This is a genomic window from Cyanobium sp. Cruz-8D1 (assembly GCF_024345975.1).
In the GTDB taxonomy this organism is placed as follows: Bacteria; Cyanobacteriota; Cyanobacteriia; order PCC-6307; family Cyanobiaceae; genus Cyanobium.
The window spans coordinates 88064-105918 of record NZ_JAGQCD010000009.1 but is presented as its reverse complement, the minus strand read 5'-3'; the positions used below and the strand labels follow the sequence as shown (position 1 = coordinate 105918).

16 protein-coding genes and 1 pseudogene are annotated in these 17855 nt (G+C 68.3%); 5 read left to right on the top strand and 12 right to left on the bottom strand.

The features are described from left to right. Positions 1-546 (top strand): DOMON-like domain-containing protein, encoded by a 546-nt coding sequence (locus tag KBZ33_RS07995; RefSeq protein WP_254952038.1) that lies wholly within the window; start codon positions 1-3, stop codon positions 544-546. A 23-nt stretch (positions 547-569) separates the two neighbouring features. Here the strand turns inward: KBZ33_RS07995 and lipA are convergent, their stop codons facing one another. The 3 genes from lipA to recR form a co-directional block, all read right to left on the bottom strand. Then, positions 570-1481, bottom strand: coding sequence for a lipoyl synthase (lipA, locus tag KBZ33_RS07990; RefSeq protein WP_254952036.1), 912 nt, complete (start codon positions 1479-1481; stop codon positions 570-572). 110 nt (positions 1482-1591) lie between these two features. Then, positions 1592-2023: a hypothetical protein gene (locus tag KBZ33_RS07985; protein ID WP_254952035.1), complete on the bottom strand. Its 432-nt coding sequence runs from the start codon at positions 2021-2023 to the stop codon at positions 1592-1594. Positions 2024-2521: 498 nt separating this feature from the next. Next, positions 2522-3091: a recombination mediator RecR gene (recR, locus tag KBZ33_RS07980; protein ID WP_396108183.1), complete on the bottom strand. Its 570-nt coding sequence runs from the start codon at positions 3089-3091 to the stop codon at positions 2522-2524. Between the two features lie 233 nt (positions 3092-3324). On the opposite strand from recR, the gene psbP reads away from it, so the two are divergent. The 3 genes from psbP to KBZ33_RS07965 all read left to right on the top strand — a co-directional run bounded on the left by psbP (position 3325) and on the right by KBZ33_RS07965 (position 6261). Beyond that, positions 3325-3822: a photosystem II reaction center PsbP gene (gene psbP / locus KBZ33_RS07975; protein ID WP_094584211.1), complete on the top strand. Its 498-nt coding sequence runs from the start codon at positions 3325-3327 to the stop codon at positions 3820-3822. 2 nt (positions 3823-3824) lie between these two features. Further along, complete coding sequence (locus KBZ33_RS07970) at positions 3825-4889, top strand: FAD-binding oxidoreductase (protein ID WP_254952034.1); 1065 nt, start codon at positions 3825-3827, stop codon at positions 4887-4889. A gap of 211 nt (positions 4890-5100) precedes the next feature. Then, positions 5101-6261 (top strand): NHLP bacteriocin system secretion protein, encoded by a 1161-nt coding sequence (locus tag KBZ33_RS07965; RefSeq protein ID WP_315859166.1) that lies wholly within the window; start codon positions 5101-5103, stop codon positions 6259-6261. Between the two features lie 300 nt (positions 6262-6561). Here the strand turns inward: KBZ33_RS07965 and KBZ33_RS07960 are convergent, their stop codons facing one another. The 6 genes and pseudogenes from KBZ33_RS07960 to KBZ33_RS21805 all read right to left on the bottom strand — a co-directional run. Next, complete coding sequence (locus tag KBZ33_RS07960) at positions 6562-7527, bottom strand: sensor domain-containing diguanylate cyclase (protein ID WP_254952032.1); 966 nt, start codon at positions 7525-7527, stop codon at positions 6562-6564. 215 nt (positions 7528-7742) lie between these two features. Further along, complete coding sequence (locus tag KBZ33_RS07955; RefSeq protein WP_254952030.1) at positions 7743-9185, bottom strand: chloride channel protein; 1443 nt, start codon at positions 9183-9185, stop codon at positions 7743-7745. Next, complete coding sequence (locus tag KBZ33_RS07950) at positions 9182-10582, bottom strand: TolC family protein (protein WP_254952028.1); 1401 nt, start codon at positions 10580-10582, stop codon at positions 9182-9184. The genes KBZ33_RS07955 and KBZ33_RS07950 overlap by 4 nt, the downstream gene beginning before the upstream one ends. Positions 10583-10696: 114 nt before the next feature. Continuing rightward, positions 10697-12019 carry a carbohydrate porin gene (locus KBZ33_RS07945; protein WP_254952026.1) on the bottom strand — a complete coding sequence of 441 codons (1323 nt, stop codon included), beginning with the start codon at positions 12017-12019 and terminating at the stop codon, positions 10697-10699. A 3-nt stretch (positions 12020-12022) separates the two neighbouring features. After that, on the bottom strand, positions 12023-13054 hold the full coding sequence (locus KBZ33_RS07940; RefSeq protein WP_254952024.1) for an FUSC family protein: 1032 nt from the start codon (positions 13052-13054) through the stop codon (positions 12023-12025). Positions 13055-13355: 301 nt separating this feature from the next. After that, a pseudogene (locus tag KBZ33_RS21805) lies at positions 13356-13664 on the bottom strand (FUSC family protein); the annotation flags it as partial. A 230-nt stretch (positions 13665-13894) separates the two neighbouring features. Here KBZ33_RS21805 and KBZ33_RS07935 point away from each other — a divergent pair. Then, positions 13895-14395, top strand: coding sequence for an MgtC/SapB family protein (locus KBZ33_RS07935; RefSeq protein WP_254952022.1), 501 nt, complete (start codon positions 13895-13897; stop codon positions 14393-14395). Here the strand turns inward: KBZ33_RS07935 and KBZ33_RS07930 are convergent. From KBZ33_RS07930 to KBZ33_RS07920, 3 genes are all read right to left on the bottom strand, one after another. Continuing rightward, positions 14364-15242, bottom strand: coding sequence for an LCP family protein (locus KBZ33_RS07930; protein WP_254952020.1), 879 nt, complete (start codon positions 15240-15242; stop codon positions 14364-14366). The two genes, KBZ33_RS07935 and KBZ33_RS07930, sit on opposite strands and share 32 nt — an antisense overlap. Positions 15243-15320: 78 nt before the next feature. Next, positions 15321-17132, bottom strand: coding sequence for an ABC transporter ATP-binding protein (locus KBZ33_RS07925; protein WP_254952019.1), 1812 nt, complete (start codon positions 17130-17132; stop codon positions 15321-15323). A 14-nt stretch (positions 17133-17146) separates the two neighbouring features. After that, positions 17147-17575: an RNA-binding protein gene (locus KBZ33_RS07920; RefSeq protein WP_254952017.1), complete on the bottom strand. Its 429-nt coding sequence runs from the start codon at positions 17573-17575 to the stop codon at positions 17147-17149. Positions 17576-17855 lie beyond the last annotated feature (280 nt).

Sequence of the window (17855 nt, the reverse complement as noted above, 5' to 3'; positions counted from 1 at the left end):
GTGGCGTCCGTTTCCCAGCGCTTCGAGCTGTGCCCCTTTGATGACGGCACAGCGTCGCCGGCTCTTCAGCTGGGGGGCGAGATCAGCCGAGAGGGCTCGCGGCTTCTGCTGCGTTTGCGGCTGGGAGGAGCGATCGAGGCGGTGCATCTGCCGGCGCCGGTCGTGGCACCTGTGCGCCGGGATGGCCTCTGGTCCACGACCTGTTTCGAGTGCCTCTGGGGTGTCGAGGGGGAGAGGCCCTACTGGGAACTCAATCTGTCCCCGGCCGGCCACTGGAACCTCTACCGACTGGAGGACTACCGCGATGGTCTGACGCCCGAGCCCGGCTACGACCTGCCGCCGCATCGCGTCGTCCGCGACGCTGCCGAGTTGACGCTGCACCTGGATCTGTTGCTGCCACAGGGGCTCGCTGAGGAGGCGCCTCTGCAGGTGGGGATCACCAGCGTGATCGAAGAGCGCAGCGGGCGGCTGAGCTACTGGGCCCTGTCCCATCCGGGGGCTGAGCCCGACTTCCACCGCCGGGAGGCGTTCCAGTTGCGTCTCTGAGAGCGTCACTCAGGCCGTTGCGGCTACTCCACGGCGGCGTGGTAGCTGCTGCGCACCAGGGGACCGCTGCGCACCTGGGCGAAGCCCATGCCACTGGCGATGGCGCCCAGCTCCTCGAATTCCTCCGGTCTCCAGTAGCGGGCCACGGGGATGTGGGCCAGGGAGGGGCGCAGGTACTGGCCCAGGGTGAGTCGTTGACAGCCGGCGGCCCGCAGGTGTTCCAGGGTGGCCACCACCTCCGCGGCGGTTTCGCCGAGCCCCAGCATCAGGCCGGATTTGGTGGGGATCTCCGGCGCCAGTTCCCGGGCCATGGCCAGCAGCTCCAGGGAGCGGCCGTAGGTGGCGCCGCGGCGCACCTCCCCCTGCAGGCGTTGCACCGTCTCCAGGTTGTGGTTGAAGCACACCGGCGCGGCGGCCAACACCGCGGCCAGTCGCTGCCGCTGGGCCCGGCGGCCCTGGTCGGGGTCGGCATGGCCGCCCCAGAAATCGGGGGTGAGCACCTCGATCAGCACTTGCGGATCGCGGCGCCGGATCGCTGCCATGGCGGCGGTGAACAGGCTGGTCCCGTGGTCGTCCAGGTCGTCGCGGGCCACGGCGGTGAGCACCACGTAGCGCAGGCCGAGCACCTGCACCGCCTCCGCCACCCTCTCCGCTTCACCCCCGTCGAGGGGCAGCGGTGCCCTGCCTTTATCCACCTGGCAGAAGGCGCAGCTACGGGTGCAGATGGGCCCGCCCAGCAGGAAGGTGGCCGTGCCGGCGGCGTAGCACTCGCCCCGATTGGGGCAGCGCCCCTCCTCGCAGATGGTGTGCAGCCGCTGCTCCCGGACCACCCCCTGGACCCGTTCGGTGGCCGAGGCCTCACCGAGGGGGCGCCGGATCCACTCCGGCAGTCGCTCGACGGGGGGGATGGTGCTGTAGCGGCTGGTGGGTCGCATCGCTGTCAGGGCAACCGCGCGCTGAGTGCTCCGAACGGCAATTCCGGCCGGCTGAACCAGACAATAGGGGCTTCGCCGCCGCCAGTGATCTCCCTGCGAGGCCCGCTTCCTCAGGTCGGCAGGAGTCGGTCGACGAAGTCTCCCCAGCTCAGGCCACGGCCCTCTGAGCCGAACAGAGGCTGGCCTTCCTGGGCATGGAGCCGGGGGTGTCCGACGCTGCCCAGCAGCCGGTCAAGTTCGGCGGGTTCCATCGGGTCATTGCCGTCGGCATCCACGGGTTGCAGGTAGGTGAGCAGCCGCTCCCGGCCCTCCTGCAGACGGCGCAGCCGCAGCATCAGTTCGGCGAACTCGTCTGGATCCACCACCGGCACCGCCAGGGGCAGGGGAGACGTGCTCTGGTGCCGCGTTCCAGCTGGTCGCTGCTCCAGACCTTCGGCCAGGTCGGCCACGCTGAGGCTGCCGTTGCCGTCCCGGTCGAGTTCCACGAACAGGACCTGAAGTCGCTGCCGCTGGCAGACCTCCGCCAGGGGGAGCAGCGACAACTGGCGTTCCCCGGCCAGGGCCCGGTTCGGCTGGGGACGAACATCGCTCAGCAGTGATCTGGCGACAACGAGCCGCTGCCGATAACGGCCCCAAGCACCAGCAGGCCACTGGCCAGGGAAGGGCAGAGGAAGACCTGCCTGAAGCCCCGCAAGCCCCCCCGGAAGCAGGGCGGCGGCAACAGGACCCTGGGCCGCTGGCATGGTGCCCGGCCAGCAGATCCATGGCGGGATGGCTGAGGGCCATCACGATGGCAAGGATCAGCCAGGTGACCAGGCAGAGAGGCAGGCCCATGGCGGACGACTGCCCCAGCAGGGCGATCAGCAGCTGCAGGCCACTGGTCAGGACGGTCAGGTCGATGGGGTCTCGCCATCGTTGGCTGAAGTGCGGCAGGGTGCCTGCGCTCGGCAGCTATGGCGACGGCTTCGGTGCCTCAGAGGCGTTGACGAAGGTGGCCAACAGATCGAAGGCCTGGCTTTGTTGGCCCCCCTGCGAGCACGTCATTCCATCCGGCGGCGCCCTTCAAAGGCCCGCGCCAGGGTCACCTCGTCGGCGTACTCCAGCTCGCCACCGACTGGCAGTCCATAGGCGAGGCGGGTGACGCTGGTGAAGGGCTTGAGCAGCCTGGCCAGGTAAAGGCTGGTGGTGTCGCCCTCCACGCTCGGGGTCAGGGCGAGGATCACCTCGATGACCCCCTCCCGGTCGACCCGCTCCACCAGCGGCTGGATCTGCAACAGTTCCGGCCCGATTCCATCCATCGGCGAGATCAGTCCGCCCAGCACGTGGTAGTGCCCATGGAATTCGCGGCTGCGTTCCATCGCCAGCAGGTCGCGGGAGTCGGACACCACGCAGATCTGCCCGTTGCGACGCTCCTCGTTGCGGCAGATCTCGCAGAACTCCTCGGCCGAAAGGTGGAAACAGCTCCGGCACTGCCCCACCTGGCTGCGGGCCGCCAGCAGGGCGTCGGCGAAGCTGCGGATCTGCTCCTCCGGCTGGCGCAGCAGGTGCAGGGCCAGCCGCTGGGCCGTGCGGGGCCCGATGCCCGGCAGGCGCTCGAACTGGTCGATCAGCCTGGCCAGGGGTCGGGTGAAACCGCTCAGCGAACCGACTGCAGCTGGTGTGAATCTAGGCGGCCCGCTCGCGCGGGGCGGGGCGCCGGGTGAGGATGGCGGCGGCTCTTGCCAGCTCCCCTGCCCCGCCCCGTGCCATGGGTTTTCCTGCCACCCACCAGCCCCTTCCACCTGCCGCCACTGGGCGCCGACGCTGGGGCGGCTCCCTGGTCGGGGCCCTGCTGCTGAGCCTGATGCTGGTGGGTTGCAGCGCCGCAGCCGCGGGTCTGAATTCCTTTCAGAGCCCGGATGGCCGCTATGCCTTCCTGTACCCCACCGGCTGGACCCGGGTGCAGGTCAGCAATGGCCCCCAGGTGGTCTTCCACGACCTGATCAACAGCGACGAAACCCTCAGCCTGGTGGTGTCCGAGGTCACCCCCGACCGGGATCTCAGCCAGCTGGGCAGTGCCGTTGAGGTGGGCGAGACCCTGCGCCGCAGCGTCATCTCACCGGAAGGCAGTGGCCGTGACGCCGAACTGGTGGAAGCCCACGAGCGCGAACAGGGCGGCCGCACGTACTACGACCTTGAGTACACGGTCCATCTGGCCGACCGGGACCGCCACGAGCTCGCCACCGTGGTGGTGGACCGCGGCCGGCTTTACACCTTCGCCGCCAGCACCAACGAAGCCCGTTGGAACAAGGTCAAGGATCTGTTTGCCGTGGTGATCGGTTCCTTCACCCTGCAGATCTAGGGGTGTCCGCCCCTGGCCGGCTGACCATCGTGGGGGGCGGCCTGGCGGGCAGCCTGCTGGCTCTGGAGCTGGTGGAGCGGGGCCTGCCGGTGACCCTTGTCGATGCGGGCGAGGTCTCGGCCACGGCGCTCAGTTATGGCGGCGTGGCTTGGTGGGCTGGGGCCCCCGGCCGTCTCGGTCCGCTGCTGCGCCAGGCCCCTGAGCGCTGGCGACGGCTGCAGGGCCGGCATGGTTTTCTCGGCTGGCGGGGTTGCGGTCTGCGCCTCCATGGCGGCGGCTGGGACACGTCCCTGCTGCGCCCCCCCTTCGCCCAGGTGGACAGCAGCCTGCTGATGGCCGCCCTGCCGCGGGTGCTGGCGGCCGCTGGGGTGGAGCTGCGACGGGCGCGGGTCCTGGCCCCACCACGGCCGCTGGCCGCTGGCTGGCAGCTGCAGCTGGAGCCCGGAGGCCCCCTGCTGGCGGAGCAGGTGGTGCTGGCGGCCGGGGCCGGTTGCCGCGCCCTCGCCCCCGCCTTGCCGGACCGTCACCGGGTCAGCTGGGCCGGGGTGCTGGCCCTGCCGGCGCGCCCGACCCTTCCCTCTCCGTCCGCCAGCCCCTGGTGGCGGCACGCCATGCGGCGCCGCCTCGTGCAGCCGCGCCACTGGCAGCGTCCAGCTCTGGAAGGGGCGGCGCCGGGGCTGGGGGAGGAGCGCTGGATCGTCGATGCCGGTTGCGCCCCCTGGGGCGCAGGGTTGCTGCTGGGCCAGATCAGCCTGGTGCGGCCGGGCCTGCAGGTTGGCGAGCCACCGGAAGCGGCGGCTATGGAAGGGCGACTGCGCCAGGGACTGGCCGGACTCGACCCGCTGCTGGCCGCCCTGCCAGGCCCCTACCGGCAGGTGCCGGTGGCGTTCTGCAGTGGCGGGCTTCCCCTGGTGGGCTCGCTGCCGGGGGCGGCGGGCCTGTGGGTGTTCAGTGGGTTTGGCGGTGCCTTCGCCCAGGTGCCGGTGCTCGCTCCATTGCTGGCCGATGTGATCGCTGGTGTGGCCGATGGCTCGGCCCTGGCCGGATTGGGCGTCCTGGCGGGCTGACAGGCGGGCCCCCATCCAGCGTGCTGGCGGGCGATGGCTATGTCCGCTCCCCCGACCGGTGCAGCGCCGCCCCTTCGGCCGGCCGCTGGCTTGCGCCGCCGTTGGCGGGGCCTGGGTGATCGGGGCCAGGTGGGGGCCTGCCTGGTGGCCGGGTGGCCTGGGGCTGTGGGTGCTGTTCTGGCCCGTGCCCACAGAGGTGATGGGGTAGGGGGTGTTGCTTTACCCCGACACCGCCGGCCTGCTCGATGCCCGCGCCGGTGGTCAGGTGCGGCGCCTGCGGGTGGCCGTGGGGCAGATGGTGCGCAAGGGGCAGGTGCTGATGGAGCTGTACCTGCCGGTGCTCGATCGTCAGCTGCAGCAGCAACGCGGCAACCTGGCCCAGCTGGAGCGCGACAACCGGGAACTTGACCGCCGGGATGGCCTGCGGTTGGCCAGCGAGATGCTCAGCGTCGACACCTCCCTGGCCAAGCTGGCCCAGGATCGGCGCCGCTATGAGGAGCTGGCGGCTACTTACGCGGAAAAGGTGCGCAACCTGCGCTGGCTGAGCCAGCGGGAGGTGGTGGCCCCCCTGGCCTCCGAGGTGGGGGCCGCTGAGCAGGGTCTGACCAGCACCAGCGTCAATCTCGATGCGGTCAGGATCCAGGAGAAGGCGCTGCTGACCCGCTACGAGCAGGTCAAGCTCGACATCCAGACCCAGGCCTTGCGCCGCCATTATCAGATCGACGACATGCGCCGCCAGATCCGTGTCACCGAGGCCCGCCTGGCTTATGACGGCCAGGTGCTGGTCGACCGTGACGGCACGGTGCTGGATCTGCAGGTGATCCAGGGCCAGACGGTTGCGACCGGGCAGCGCCTGGGCACCCTGGGCCGGGCTACGGCCAGCACCGGTGTGCGGGCGCCGATCCTGCGGGCCGTGGCCTATTTCGCCCCTGCCGATGCCCGGCGTCTGCCGGCGGGTCTGCCGGTGGAGGTGGTGCCCCTCTGGGACCAGCGGGGCCGGTTTGGCGGCATCATGGGCAAGGTGACCCAGGTTCTGGCCTTGCCGGCCACGGAGGAGGACATCTCCACCACCATCGGCAACCCCCAGCTGGCCCATGACCTGCTCAAGCGGGGTCCGGTGATGCGCACGGAGATTGAGCTGGAGCGGGATCCCACCAGCCGGGACGGCTACCGCTGGACCCTTTCGGGCGGCAGCGGCGTCTTCCCTGTGCGGGAAGGCCTCACGATCGCCGCCCATGCCTACGTGGAATGGTGCACGCCGATTACCTACGTGATTCCAGGGCTGCGCTCCCTCACCGGCGGCTACCGCACGCTGCGCATCGATCGCCTTTGGGACCGCCCCTCACTGCGCCAGAGCGGGCCACGGCCATGAGCGATCGGGCTGGTGGCAGATCCGCAATCCCCTGCTGCGCCAGGAAGTTCCCTGGCTGGTCAGTGAGGTGGTCCTGCTGGTGATTCTGGGCTACAGGATGGAGCGCTGGATTCCCTCCCGTCTGGAGTGATCGCCTGCCGCCGCCATCGTGTTTCTGCTGTGCTGTGGGAGGGCCACCGGCAGCGACGACGGTCCGCGCACCTGACGATGTCCTGAAAGCTATGGACGAACTCCCTCCCTCCCTCCCTCCCTCCCTTCAGCTGCCGCAGCGGCGGCTGGCGCTGAACCGCTGCCTGAGGACTACAGCGCCAGACGGCGCAGTTGCTTGATCTCATGCATCAACGTGTCACCATCGGCGAGTAGCTCGGCGATGGTTTCATGCCTTTCGGGTTGATAGGCCGTGATTCCATAACAGAAATTGACGTCGTGCAGATTGCCGGCCAAATTATTTTCGTGCATCAGTGCTTTCTTGATGCGTAGGATGACATTCTCTGATTGCTCCCTGGTGGAATTGATCAGCAACACCACGAACTCATCACATCCCAGCCTGGCAACGACATCGGAATCGCGGCATACATGCTGCAAAAGCTCTGCAAATGTGACGAGGTTTTGATTCCAGTCCTGCGGGTCCTGGAGGCAGCGGTTCAGCTTGAAATCACCGAGGTCGAGACTGAGCAGGGAGACGGGTAAGCCCTGCCGCGTGCAGAGCTGAAGACTTTGCTGGGCAAGAGCGAGGAAGCCGCGTCTGTTTTCAAGGCCGGTGAGCTCGTCCTTAGTGGCGAGGAGGATAGCCGCAAATTCCTGCACCACCAGGCTCGCCAAGTTCTTGAGAGTTTCGATTTGCTCCTGGTCCAGAGATCTTGGCGATTGGTCGGCGATGCAGAGGATGCCGAGTTTGTGATGATCAAGAACCAGGGGGCATCCAGCGTAGAAGCGAATGTGTGGATCGTTCACGACAAGCGCATGATCAGCAAACCGCTCATCCTCAAGCGCATCCTCAATGATGAATACATCGGAGGCATTAATCGTATGGCCGTAGAAGGCAACGCTGCTGGCAGATCCTGAGACCGTCAGGCCATCAAGGGATTGGAACCACTGACGGTTTTCATCCACCAAGCGGATCATGGAAATCGGCACGTTGAAGATGCGCCGTGCCATCTGTGTGAGCCGATCGAAACGCACATCCGCTCCAGAGTCCAGGATGCGGAGTGATCGAAGCTTGGCGAGGCGGAGCGTGTCGTCTTCAGGAGTCTCGGGTGATTTCAATGGATCTCTCTTGGATGCATGGGGCTGGACAATGGTGAAAATCTGGAGGGGCCGAAACCAGCTTGGAAAGGCCCGCTTGGGTGGCGAGCGATGCGTGACGTGAGGCGTCTGGTCTGGCCAACGACGGACTGACAGCCTATAAGAGCGTAAAACCTGTTGCCAACATTAGCGTGTTTCCCCCGTGCTCCTTCGGCTCTTGTCCTGTCGCTGAGACTTCAGCTATTCAGCCGCATAAGGAAATGGTGGAAGCCTGAGGACTCAGTCTGCTTTCTCTTTTCAACTGGGCCGGTACCGTGGGTTTCAAGCCAGCGTTCCAACTGCACCTCATTCCAGCTGTCCGCCCCCACCCAGCGACCGATCGGCGCCGCCAGGGCGGCCACCAGCAGCAGAACAGGCACCAGGGCGACGTTGCCGGCGATCTGGGCCACGAACAGGGCGCAGAACAGGGGCGTGCGGCAGGCGCCGCTGAACAGGGCTGTCGCTCCGGTCCACACCAGCAGCTGCCGTTCCAGGGGCGGTAGATCGCCGATCAGGGGCCCCGCCAGCAGGGCACCCAGGGACATGGCGTCGTGCATGACACCGCCGGGGGCGCCGATGGCGATGCTCAACACCGAGGCCAGCAGGCGCCAGGGCAGAACCTCCAGGCCTGGACGTTCCTCGCCGTAGGCCATGCGCAGGATCAGCAACTGGCCGTCGTTGAGACTCCAGCCGTCGCTGGCGACAGCCGCCAGGCTGATCACCAGGGCAGCCCCCAGGGCCCAGACCAGGGGCCTGAAGTTGGCCGACCCCCCCGGGCCGACGGGCCTAGAGAGCCAGTGGCTCCAGCGGCTGGCCATCCAGGCGGTGCAGGAGGTGAACACCCCGCCCAGCCAACCCGCCGCCAGGGTCAGCAGCAGGGCCGGCGCGATCAGGTGGCCTCCCCCGCCCACCAGCAGGGAGACTCCGGCGTGGTGGGCGGGGGCCGCCTCGGCCGTGCTCTGCCACAGGCCCGTGGCGGCCCCGATCACCACCCCCAGGCCCGTGGTCAGCAGGGTGCCGTTGATCAGGGCGGCCGAGCGCCGGCGACACAACTCTTCGACGGCGTAGGTGACCCCCAGCAGGACGGAGTTGAAGGCGATGCCCAGGCCGGCTCCGGCACCGATCGCCAGCAGTACCGGCAGGGGCAGCCGCTTGAGGGGGGCCAGCCTGGCTCGCAGCGCCAGCAGCAGGCTCGCCCCCAGGGAGGCCGAAGGGGATTCCAGGCCCACCGTGAGGCTGGCGCCATGGGTGAGCAGCAACAGCGGCAGGCGGGTTAGCTGGCGCTTCAGATCCAACGAGGCCAGGGCCGCGGAACGGGCCGGACCCTGCTGCACCTGCTCCAGCTGCAGGGCCAGCACCCCAGTGAGGCCGCCCCCCCTGCTGCCCTTCAGGGGGCCGTTCGCCAGAAGGGTCAGCAGCGCCGTGCCGGTGAACACCAGCAGCAGGCTCCTAGCGGGGATGCCCCCTTGTTCGCCCAGGGGCCAGGCCCGCTGGAGGCGGAAGCCCAGGGCCGAAAGCCACTGGTAGGGCTGCAGCAGCAGCACCAGTGGCAGCGCGGCCAGCAGCAGGGCGAGCACCTGGCCCCGGCGCAGGCTCCCGTCAGGCTGGACGTCGCCGAGCGCTGCAGGGGGAGGCGTCATGGCTCCAACTGCAGGCGGGCCGGAACCGGCGCGCCCGGATCGGTGGGCATGGGCAGCAGCTGGGCGTAGGTGACGTTCACGTTCACGGTGGCCTCAAGACGTTGCACGAGGCTGCAGATCAGGCGCACCTGGGTGTTGGAGAGATCCAGCTCGCTGCTCAGACCCGCCTGGTAGCGCCGGCGGGCATCACGGAAGGCCTCCAGACTCGCCGCCACGCCGCGCCGGGCGGCCACCAACCGCGCCAGGCTGGCTTCATGGCCGAAGAAGGCCTGCTCGATCCGTAGCCGGATGTCGTTGCGCTGGGCGGCATATTGCTGGGCCACGGCCGCCCCTCGGCGGGCGAGGGCTCGCTCCTGGCCCCGGGTGGTCCCGGCGTCGAAGAGCAGCCAGCTCACCGCCAGGCCCACCGACCAGTCGCTGCCGTCAGTGTTCTGGGAGGTGGCGACAGTGGCGCCGCAGCAGCCGCCATCGGCGACCCCCCACATTCCAGCTGTTGGCATTGCTGGCACTGGCCCCTGCGCTGGCGAACAGCGACCCTGGTCCGCCAGGGCGGCGATCAGCTGTTCCTGGTCGTCCGCTTTGATCGCCTGCCGCCGCAGCACATCCAGCCGGGGAACCAGCCCCGCCTGTTTGAGATCCAGGCTCTCCTGCAGGATCAGCAGGTCGTTGCCCACCACGGCCTGGCGGATGCGCACGAGTTGGTCGGCCCGCTGCAGCTGGTAGTAGCTCTCGCTCAGGGTCAGCTGCAGCCGTCGCAGGGCATCGGCGTGGGCCAGCCGGCTGCTGAGCAGGCTCGCCAGGGCGGCTCGCGCCTTCGGCGTGCGGGCGAAATCCAGCAGCTCATAACGCAGCTGCAGGCCTGTGGCCAACGCATTGGCGTTGGTGTTCAAGGAAGCCCTGCCGCCGGGTGGGATGAAGAACGGGTTGCTGGGTGCGAACAGGGTTCCCGAGCCGGTGGGGGAAAAGAAGCTGGTGCTCTCCTGGTCGGTGCCACCGGCGGCATAGGCCGAGATCCGCGGCCAGTAGGTGCCCATCTGGCTTTGCAACTCGGCCAGGCCCGCCGCCACCTCCTCGCGGCGGGCCTGCAGGCTGGGGCTGTTGGCGAAGCCGATGGCCAGGGTCTGCTCCAGGCTGAGGGCTTGGGGCTGGTCTTCGCGCAGGTTGCCGCCCTCCGGTAGCGCCAGCGGTGGCAGGGGCGTGGTGTTGTGCGGTGGCAGCGATGGGTTGGCCGGTGCGCCGCCTTTGAGAGGTTCCGACTCCGCTGGCAGCAGCTCTTCAAGGGCTCGGATCTGGCGATCCAGCTCGTTGCAGCGGCGCTCGAGGCGCCGCAGGTCCCCGCTGCTGGCCGCCGGCAGGGGCTGGCCCGCCAGCGGCCCTGATCCGAGGCCAACAGCCAATGCCAGCCCCGCGAAGATCCACCTGGCCAGGGGCCGACCCGTTCCGCTGCCCCCCATGGCTCGCCGTCCCCCCCATCCGGCGCCCAGTTTGCTCGACACCGGCCACCCCGACTCTTAAAAGCTCAAACCCAGCTGCAACCCCACCGCGAACACTCCGGGCACCCGGCCGGCTCCGCCAGGGTTGACGATCCACTGCAGGCTGGGCTGCAGGTTGAAGGACTGGTTGATCCGCAGCTGGTAGCCGAGTTCCACCACACCTTCATGGCTGAGGCCGGGACTGATGGTCGGGCTGAAGCCCGGGCGGGCTACTCCGAGCATCAGCAGGTCGAAGGGCCGGCCAGGCAGGACCCCCTGACTCACCAGACCGCCCCCGATGTAGCTGGGCGTCGGATTGGTGGCGGGGTCGAACCCTGCGGCGGCGGCGGCCCAGAGCCTGTGGTCGAGGCCCCAGGGCAGGTGAATCGGCACGGTGGCGCTGCCGTACAGCCCCCGGTTCGGTCCGGTGCCGGCATAGGCCGCCACTTGCAGCAGGCCTCCGGGTAGTTGGCGCTCCACCTGCACCGGTCGGGGACAGGTCCCATGTCGGGCCCTGAGGCCGGCACCTTGGTGGCAGGCGGCGATCGGGGCCGTCAGGTGGCGGTTCAGCCAGGGGGCGGCATAGCTCCACTGCAGCTGATGGGTCCAGCCCCGTCCGGGGGGAAGGCCGCTGGATGTCCCCAGGAGCCCTGCCACCGTGTTGGTCGCGGCCAGGTTGAAACTGGCCAGCCGCAGGGTGCTGGCCGATGTTGGCCGCAGCACCAGCAGGGCGCCCGATGCGGCGACGGGAAAGACGGGAAAGTTGGGGATCGAGAACAGCACCGGCGCCCCGTTGAGGGCGTCATGCACGTAAAAGTCCTCGATCGGCGTGCTGAACAGATCGGGGCTCATTCCCACCAACCCCGCCTCCAGGCTCCAGCGGTCGTCGGCGGATCGGTGCTGGAGGCTGGCGCGGGTGAGCCAGAGCCCCACCGGATTGGCCACCTCCTGCAACGGCAGCACCGCCCCCAACCTCTGGGCATAGCGGGGGTCGCCATTGAAGCTGGCGATGGTGACCTGCATGGCCCAGCGGTCCGGGTCCGTGGGGAGCCGCAAGGTCAGCGCCAGGGTCGTCTGCTGGATCCAGCTCGCTTCGCGGACCAGGCCACCGGCTGGGTTGGCCATCGGTTCGGCCAGGACCCCCAGATCCAGATCGACCCAGGCAGGCAGACCCAGCGTCTGCTGGAGGCGGCCCCAGCCTGGCTCGAGCCTGAGCAAGGGCACCGCCGCTGGCGGCGGGCTTCCCTCAGGTTCGATCGGCTCGGCCGCGCCGGGTACGGCGCTGGTCAGCAGCAGCAGCGGCAGCGCCAGTGGCGACCAGAGCCTGGGGGTCTTCGGCGGAGAGCGGCGCGGTCCACCCATGGTTCAGCCGCGGGCCTCCCCCAGGGCCCGCCAGCTTTGCTCTGCCTGCTCGATGCTGTGCAGGGCCTGGCCGCAGAGCCTCAGCCGGCTGGCATTGCGCTGCAAAAGAAGCAGTTCGAAGCCATCGAGGTCCGGATCGTGCAGACAACGTTCCAGGCTCTCCCAAAGAGGTGGCGGTTCAAGGTGCGTGCTCGGTGGGGCTGGCCGGTGCCGGTGGGGCACTTCCAGGCCATGGTTCCATTGCTCCAGGCGGGCGGCCACCGCCCGAAGCAGTTCCGCCTGGGCGCCATGGCCCCCCTCCAGCGGGCCGCGATCCGATGGCGTGTGCTCCAGATGCCGCAGCCCGTCGACGCCGCCGACCAGTTGCGAGCTGGTCCCATTCAGGAGCTGGAAGAGGCGAAATGTGGCGGGGCTGGTGGGGTTGTTACCCAGCTCGTCGGCCACCGCCGGCATGGCCTCGCGCAGCGCCACCAGCTGACGGCGCAAGCCTTGTGCCATCTGCAGGTCCAGCCGCTGGCCGGCCGCCATGGCGCCCGGGGGAAGGGGGGCGGCGGGGGCTTCGATGCGGTCGGCTTGGCTGACGAGGTCGGCGCCGAGGTCGGCCAGGAACCGCCGCAGAGACACCAGGGCCACCAAGATGCCTGCCACGGTCCAGAACAGCCGCACCGGGACCCAGATTCCCAGCTCGCCATCGTGGAACAACCAGCCCATCACGATGATGTTGCTGCCCACCTTGTAGCCCACTTCCAGCCCAAGGGCCGCCCCCAGCAACCGCATGGCGACGAGGGCCAGGCTCAGACCCAGTGGCAGGGGCAGGTGGCTGAGGCCGGTGTACGACACGACCAGCACCACGGCTCCCGCGACCGACCCCAGCAGCCACTGGCGCCCCAGGCCGATGGAGCCCCCGTAGGTGCCGGTGCAGACCACCAGCACCGCCAAGGGGGCGTAGAAGCCGTAGGCCACCGGGGCCAGGGCCTGCCATAGCCACGGCCCCCATGGGAGCCATGCCCCCCGCCAGCGGATCGTTACCGCCATCGGCGCCGTGGTCCGCCCCTGGGCGGAGGCGGTCTGGAAGGCCAGCCAGCAGCCGCTCCCACTGCACCCAGTGGTGCTGGACAGCTCCCCAGAGCTGCAGCCGCTGGGCCCAGCGCCGTCCCTGCATCCGCCGGCCATGGGGACCACGGTTCTCCTGGGCCACCAGCTGTTCCATGGCCACCAGGTCGTGGCTGAGTTGGGCCGGGGGCAGGGGCAGGGGCCGCTCCCCCCGGCCCTTGAGCCAGTCCCACTGAGGTTGCCTCTGGGCGATGTAGCCGTCGCGCAGGCCCACCAGAATCGGAATCACGCAGCCGACGGACGTGTCCAGCGTGCGGTTGAACACGTAGTCCCAGTTCAGGGCCACGTGGCTCGGAATCATCAGGAACATCAGGCTGACCAGCGTCGCTGTCCCGGCCTCCGACTGCCAGCCCAGCCAGCGCAGCAGCGGCAGCATCAGCAGCAGCGACACCAGCACCCCCTGCCAGCCGGCCAGCACGGTGTGAACCAGAAAGGTGACCAGGCCACCGGTGATGGTGCCAAACACCCTCACCCGGGCGGTCTGAAGACCGAGGCCATCACCGTCTTCCATGACCGTGATCACGGCCAGCATCGGTTACCACACGTAGGCGATGCGCTCGAACCAGAGCGACAGCGCGGCGGTGACGAAGGCGGCCACCCCAAGCCGCAGGCTGTTGCAAAGCAAGGCGGATCGCACGGACCTCGAAGCGCGTGGCAGGCAGGAGCCTTTGGAGCTTCATGGTCCCGGGCTGTTTGCCGTTACGCCAGGGCTGTACGCCGATGCGCGAGGGTTGACACTCCCTTGTGTTGGAACGGGCCGCCATGGTCCTCTCGCTGAGCCCGGATCTGGAAGTCCTGCTGCGGCTTGGCATGGCGGTGCTGTGCGGACTGGCCGTGGGGATCAATCGGGCGCATCACGGCAGCCGGGCCCATCCCAACCGGCTGCGGGTGCATGTGCTGGTGGGAATGAGTGCCTGTCTGATGGTTCTGGCGGCTGGTTCCGACCCCCAGGCCCGCAGCCGGGTGATCCAGGGGGTGGCGACAGGCGTCGGGTTTCTGGGAGCCGGCGAAATCCTGGTGCCTCCGGTCCGCTCGAAGCACGGCATCCCGGAGGTGCGTGGTCTGAGCAGCGCCGCCTCGATCTGGTTCACCGCCGCCCTCGGCATCACGGTGGCCGTCTCCAGTCCGGTGCCGGTCCTGATGGCCCTCGGCCTGGCTTTGATCACCCTTTCCGACCGCAACGGCCATAGCGTCGACAGTGGTGAGGCCGCTCTTCCTCAGCCCGAAGATCTCAAAAAAGGAAGCGGTGGCGACCGTTCGTAGCGTTGACTTGGCCGTCGCCCTCGGCTTCCAGTGGATCCCCCTCCGGGGTCGGCCAGACGGCGTCCCAGTAGCTGATGCCATCCTTATAGAAGGGCCGGCCATCCAGCCGCTGGGTGTCGAGCTGGGTGCTCCCCATGGCCGTGATCAGGCCACCGAGCTCCATTGGTCCGAGGTCCGTTTTGATGTCCTTGCGGGCAGCCATCATCAGCGCCGGCAGCCGCACCAGGTATTCCGGCCGGGTGAGCTTGCGGAACAGGGACTTCAGGGCCAGCTGCTGGCGGTCCATGCGGCCGAGATCGCCGGTTTCGTCATGGCGGAAGCGCAGAAAGCCCTCCAGATCCTTGCCCCGCAGGGTCTGCATCCCAGGCTGCAGATCAATCGAGAGCCCCTGGCTTCGGTCTTCGTAGAGCATGCGATTGGGGACATCCACCTCGATGCCGCCCAGCACGTCGGCCATCTGGCGGATGGAGGAGAGATTGACGACCAGATGGTGCTGAATGGGACGGCCGAGACGTTGAGAAATCTCCCGCTTCACCGCTTCGATGCCGCCTAAGTTGTAGAGGGCGTTGATCTTGACCGGGCCGAAACTTTCGGCCTCGATGTAGGTGTCGCGCGGGATCTGGGTGATGCTTGTGCGGTTGCCATCGATGCGCAGGGTGGCGATCACATCGGTGTTGCCACCGCCCACGTCGGTGCCCAGAATCAGTACATCCTGGCGGCCCATGCCGCCGCTCCAGGCGGCGAAGGGATTGGTGAGCGCCGCGCTGCCCTCGGCGCTGGATCGTGCTGAGATCAGTTGGGCCAGGGGCCCTGCCAGCAACAGGCCCGCTCCAAGGCCACAGGCCATGGCGAAGAAAATGGGGGCACGCCGACGTGCCGACCTGGGCTGGGACATTTTCATTCAATCCAAACTAAGCCCCCGGACTCAGCGCAGGGCTTCCTCCGGCCTCAGTCCGGTCTGTACGCGCCAGAGCACGGCATAGGCCCCGTTCCTGGCGAGCAGATCGTCGTGCCCGCCGCTCTCGACGATGCGACCGCGTTCCATCACCACGATCCGGTCGGCGTGGCGCACCGTGCTCAGTCGGTGCGCGATCACCAGGGTGGTGCGTGACGCGGTGATCCTGTCGAGGGAGCGCTGGATCGCCGCCTCCGTTTCGTTGTCGACGGCGGCGGTGGCCTCATCCAGCACCAGCACCGGTGGGTCCTTGAGGATCGCCCGGGCGAGGGCGATGCGCTGCCGCTGGCCTCCGGACAGGCGCAGGCCCCGCTCGCCTACCACGGTGTCGTAACCCTGGGGCAGCTCATGGATGAACGTGGTCGCCTCGGCCAGGCTGGCGGCCCTTTCGATGGCCCCGCGGCTGGCCTCGAAGCTGCCGTAGGCGATGTTCTCGGCCACGGTGCCATGGAAGAGAAACACTTCCTGGCTGACCAGGCCGATGGCCCGGCGCAGGTCCTGCAAGGTCAGCTCCTCAATCGCCACGCCGTCAAGAAGAATCCGGCCCGCCTGGATCGCATAGAGCCGTAGCAGCAGCTTGACGATGGTGCTCTTGCCGGAGCCGGTGGCCCCGACGATCCCGAGGGTGGCACCGGCGGGCACCTCCAGATCAAAGCCTTCCAGAAGCCTGTCGCGGCCGGCGTAGGCGAAGTCGACCGCCTCGAAGCGGAGCTGACCGCGGACGGCGGCGAAGGGCAGCGGCCGGTCGCCACTGGGGATGGCGATGGGGGTGTCCAGCAGGTCCATCACCCGATGGGTGGAGGCCATGGCGCGTTGGTAGTCGTCCAGGGTGCGGCCCAGGGTGGTGAGCGGCCAGAGCAGGCGCTGGGTGATGAAGACCAAAAAGCTGTAGGTGCCGATGGCGATGGCACCACTCCAGGCCTGCAGGCCGCCGATCACCAGGATCGCCAGGAAGGCGAACAGGATCGCGAATCGGATCAGGGGGATGAAAGCGGCTGACAGGCGGATCGCCTGGCCGTTGCTGGCGCGGTAGGCCTGGCTCTGGGTGACCAGCCGTTGCTTCTCCCAGTCCTCCGCCGCATAGCTCTTGATGGTCAGCATGCCGCCGAGGTTGTTGCTCAGCAGGCTGGCCAGGTCACCGGCCCGCTCGCGTACCTCCCGGTAGCGGGGGGCCAGGCGCCGCTGAAAACGCAGGGATCCCCACAGGATCACCGGAATCGGCAGGAAGGAGACACCCGCGACTGTGGGGGACAGTACGAGCATGGTGCCGCCCACCGCCAGAACGGTGGTGACCAGTTGCAGGATCTCGTTGGCTCCCTGGTCGAGGAAGCGCTCCAGCTGGTTGATGTCGTCGTTGAGAACCGTGAGCAGACGCCCGCTGCTGCCGGCCTCAAAAAAGTTCATCTCCAGGTGCTGGAGGTGGTCGTAGGCCTCGATGCGCAGCTCGTGCTGCACGGTCTGGGCCAGGCGCCGCCACAGCAGGGCGTAGAGGTACTCGAAAAGGGATTCGGCGCTCCAGACCAGGAACGAGAGCACCGCCAGCACCCCAAGCTGACCGGGAACGGTGCTGAAGCCGAGTCCGGCCAGCCAAGAGGTGCGCTGTTGGACCACCACATCGACCGCTAGGCCGATGAGGACAGGCGGGGCGAGGTCGAAGAGTTTGTTGAGGACCGAACAGGCGGCTGCGAGTCGAACAAGCCGGCGGTGGGGCCGCAGGCTTGCTAGCAGACGCCCAAGGCCGGGTGTTGGGGTGGTTGGCGCCCCGATGCGATCAACGGCCATGGGGGCCGCGGGCGTCACCAGCGATTGCCGCCTCCGCCACCACCCCCGTAGCCGCCACCACTGGCACCACCCCCGTAGCCGCCACCACTGCCACCACCCCCGTAGCCGCCACCACTGCCACCACCCCCGTAGCCGCCACCACCACCGGAGCGGCCGCCGCCACCGCCGGGGCGACCACCGCCACCGCCGCTACCACCGCCTTCACGGGGTGTGGCCTTGTTGACCCGGATCATGCGGCCCATCCATTCGACGTCCTGTAGGTCGTCGATGGCCTTCTGCTCGGAGGCATCGTCGGCCAATTCGATGAAGGCGAAGCCACGCTTGCGGCCCGTTTCCCGGTCGAGGGGAAGGCTGCATTGACGGACCTCGCCGTACTGGCCGAAGAGGTCGAGAAGGTCCTCGCGTTCAGCCTGGAACGAGAGGTTGCCGACGTAGATGGTCATTCAATGAAAAAGCTGGAACGGATTCCTCCGGTGTCGGGAATCCCATGGGAAGCAGGCGGTCGGCATGGAGCTCAGAACGGATCCTGGGGAGGGAACGGTTCTGTTGGGCCTGAGCCGGCGTTGCGTGCCGAAGGGAGCCAGAACGTCGTGGAATTCCTGGCAGCTTACAACCGTGGCCGAGGCTCTATGGAGAAGTTTGAAGCGGAAGCGAAGTAATTCCGAAGGTTTTTCCGGCCCCTGGTCTGGACGCTCCATTGTCAGCAAACCCTGATCCAGTTGA